Source organism: Vibrio sp. 10N.222.48.A3, assembly GCF_041475345.1.
GTDB lineage: Bacteria > Pseudomonadota > Gammaproteobacteria > Enterobacterales > Vibrionaceae > Vibrio > Vibrio tasmaniensis_A.
Genome location: NZ_JBFRVX010000032.1, coordinates 1 through 3,532 on the forward strand (window position 1 = coordinate 1; position 3,532 = coordinate 3,532).

At 41.0% G+C, this 3,532-nt stretch carries 1 protein-coding gene; it reads right to left on the reverse strand.

Annotated elements, in window-relative coordinates:
• A partial coding sequence (tssM, locus tag AB4653_RS01275) for a type VI secretion system membrane subunit TssM (RefSeq protein ID WP_102257294.1) occupies positions 1 to 3,391 on the reverse strand: 3,391 nt, incomplete at its 3' end.
• Between the last annotated feature and the right edge of the window lie 141 nt (positions 3,392 to 3,532).

The following is a 3,532-nucleotide window of genomic DNA, read 5'->3' on the forward strand; positions in this document are numbered from 1 at the left end:
AGATATCACTTGGTAACGAGAATCCAGAGAAGAAGCCGGGAACAAACGGGTTCGACTGACCCTGAGTTTTGATGGTCAGTTTTACTTTACTGTCACCATACACAAACTCAACTTGTGTATCTTGAGCGGATGAAAAACTCACATTTGGACCGAATAAGCGGAACCAACTCCATGTACCTTTGACTGTACTTTGGCCAATTATGGAGTCTTGTGTGTTCAACTGGACTCCTAGTTTCTCGATAAACTCGGAGTCTCCTTGCCATGATTGCTGACTCCATAAGGTCGGCCCGTGACGGTAAGTGAAGATCGGTTTGTCCGAAATGATTGAAAATTCGGTAATGTTTGGTGTCATATCAACAGCTTTTACTTGGAAATCGATCTGAATGTTTGATGGATCAGCTAGGAAAAGAGCGTTTTTGATATCAGAAGCTTTGTCCATCATTGTCCATACATCTGGCGTGATAGATAGCGCAGTACCAGGCAACAGCCCTGGTAAGTAAGGTGCTTCGTCATTGTTTTTAACGAATCCATTGAGGCGATTTTGAGAGAACTTATCAACTATACCGTTTGTAACGAAGAAGGCCTTGAGATCAGCAACGCTCACATCCAGTTTGGACTGTCGGTTGAATGGATAAAAAGACGCTAATCGTTGTTGGTATGGTTGATAAACTTCGTTTGACCATGCTGTATTAAGGTGGTCATGAGCCAGCGACATCACCATTTCATTACTTTGATGCACAATTTTACTTATCACTTCTTCTGCTACAGCTAAATGATCGTTTGATAAGTTTGATAATGATGCAATAGGGTTACCAGCTTGCAAAGTCACAGATAAAGTATCGAAGGCTACTTTTTGAGGTTCTTTGGTTTCATAAAACTTGTCTGCCCATTTATTTGCATTAATAACCGCACTCAGCAGATTGTCTATTGGCTTCTTCCCTTGATCGTTGGCAGAGACCTGTTTTTTGTATGCTTGAAAGCTTAAAGTTATCTGGCGTGCAGATTCTTTTTTATCTTGGTCTTGAATTGGTATGGTCGCAGGATCTTGCGATTTACCCTCGTTGTCTGGTATTTCGAGTTCCACATAGGTGTACTTAGCGACGGTTGAGTACAGGCTGACCAGTGGGTTACTGTTTGCACTTGATAGGCTAGCGAATGCTTTTTTAAGTTGTGCAGGATCCGCTATTTCATTGACTTTTACATTGCTAATGAGATCTCGCCAATAATTTATGTAGTCATTTTGATAAGTTTGCTTTAGTTCACGGCTGATTCTGTGCATTTCGAGTGCACTCGGATAGGCCCCTGCAACCCCTTCATATGATTGTAAGGCTGCTTTTAGAGTAGGTGAGTTGACGGATAAATCGAGCTCATTAAACCCCGTTGGTGTATAGATATATGGAACCATGTAGCCCACATAACTTGTTGGGAATTGCAGAACTGAACCCCAATTATCGCCTAAATCACTTCGAATATCGACGCGCTTTGAGTAGGTTTCTGAGCTTTGAATGTGTTCATACAATAGAGTTCCGATACCTGTTTGAGTAATGACTTTCTTCGCTAGGTTCTCTAAATCGTGATTTGATTTCATTGGTGTTAGGTTACGCGCGAAGATGTCATTCAGTAGTACCTCTAGTTGAGCAATATTGACACTATCTGCTTCACCTTGGTCTTGGAATGTACGCATGTAGTAGTTTTTAAGCTCATGAAGGTTAGTCCTATTTTTACTGAACAATAAACGGTAGTTATTCAGCAAAGCTAGAGTCTGAGATTGATCTTCGAGATTGACGTACACAAATAGGTCTTTCTCTAGGGTATTTTCCATAGAAGGAATCAGTACTTTCTGTAACGCTGCAAAATATGCTTTTTCGATCTCTCCTTTGATACTAGAGTTAGGCATAAATGGCAGCGTATACCATGGCTCAGGCTCATTGTAGAGGTTATAAATTCGCTGTAATGAAAACAGATTAGGTATGTTTTCAGCCATGTTTTCGATGTCGTAAGGAGATGCTGATATCGCTTCTTTATAGCGCTCAAGCATTACATCGGCTTCAGCTTCTCGTTGATTCTGGAAATCAAAGTCAAACTTAATCACAAGTAATACGGCGGTTAGTAAGCTAGCCCAAGATAGTGTGAAAATGACTTGGTTAACTAACAATGCGTTTTCTTTACGCTTGTTTACCCCAACCAGTTCGTGTTCGGATAAAATCACGTGTGTCATAAGGTATTGAGCAAAAAGGGTCTGGTTAACCGGGATCTGCTCATTGTGTTGATAATGCTCATGACCTACCGAATAAGATACAGTGCTCGCCAACAAGTCAGACTGAGCTGAGCTTTGACCATCATGAGTAAAGTAAAATCCGCGGAATTGAAGAGCGTCACTAAGCTGCTCTCCACGGTACAAGCGGTTGAGGAACAACCAAAGGTTTTGTTTCAATAATCCAAACTGGAAAGGGGCGCTAGCAATTGAGTTTCGATAATCCTGGTTGAGTTGACCTGCAAGCGCGTTGCTCATGTTGGCTATCAACTCACTGATTAAATGGTCGTATTCATCATTAAACCAGTCTGCGTCGATACCACCGTGTTTAGAATAAGGAGCCGTGGCACCGAATACGTCGTCTCTTTTTGATTCGTCAAATGCTGAGAAAAACTGACAAAAATCGCTGATGCTACCCATATTAGAGATAACGTTATAAATAGGTAAGCTGACCCCAAAAGCCTGATTAAACGTTTTTATTGTCGATTTTAGTTCATCAGCTTTTTGTGTTATTTGTTCATTATTTTCCAACAATGAAGCTACGTCAGTCGTGAGCAATAAACCATTCGCGGCCTGCCTCGGGCGCCATGCTGTTAGGGACTGACAGAGTGTTTTTAGGTATTCTGGGTGTTGATCTTCGCCAGTGCTTACCGAAACTAAAATGGAATGCTCGCTGACCCAAAATAGAATTGGGAATTCAATATCACTGCCAAAATCGTCGAGCTTATATGACTCATAACCCATTTGAGTGATGATACTTTTGTCTTTATTCGGATTTTGACTCAATAGTAGGTAGATTGGCAGGTCGTAGCGACTCATTAAGTGAGCTTTTGGCCGTTGCTTGCTGACCATGCGTTTGAAATGGTATGCCAGTTGCTTTTGTCTTTTCTGAATCAGCGATTTGTCGAATGACTCTTTTTGTGATGGTTCACTGCGGTTGATAAGAACCCAGTAACATACTAAGCCTACAAGTGTAGATATAATTGCGGTAGTAGCTAAAGCCCACGTCAAATATGCGTTGAGAGGTGTTAATAGAATTATGCTAGAGACGACGGTAAAAAGGGCAAAAGATACTAGGATCGAGATACCTACTGTTTTTTTTGTATTGCCCGATTTGTTTGATTTAGTTTTCGGCATAATCAGTTTGATTCTTCCTTGTTTAAGTCAGGCGCAGAAGTACGAACAATAATGGCGTTTATTTGGTCGTTTTCTACGTACCATTCTTTGGTACTTCTTGCTTCTTCTTTTGTGTTTGCTCTTAATATCACTCGGTAATAT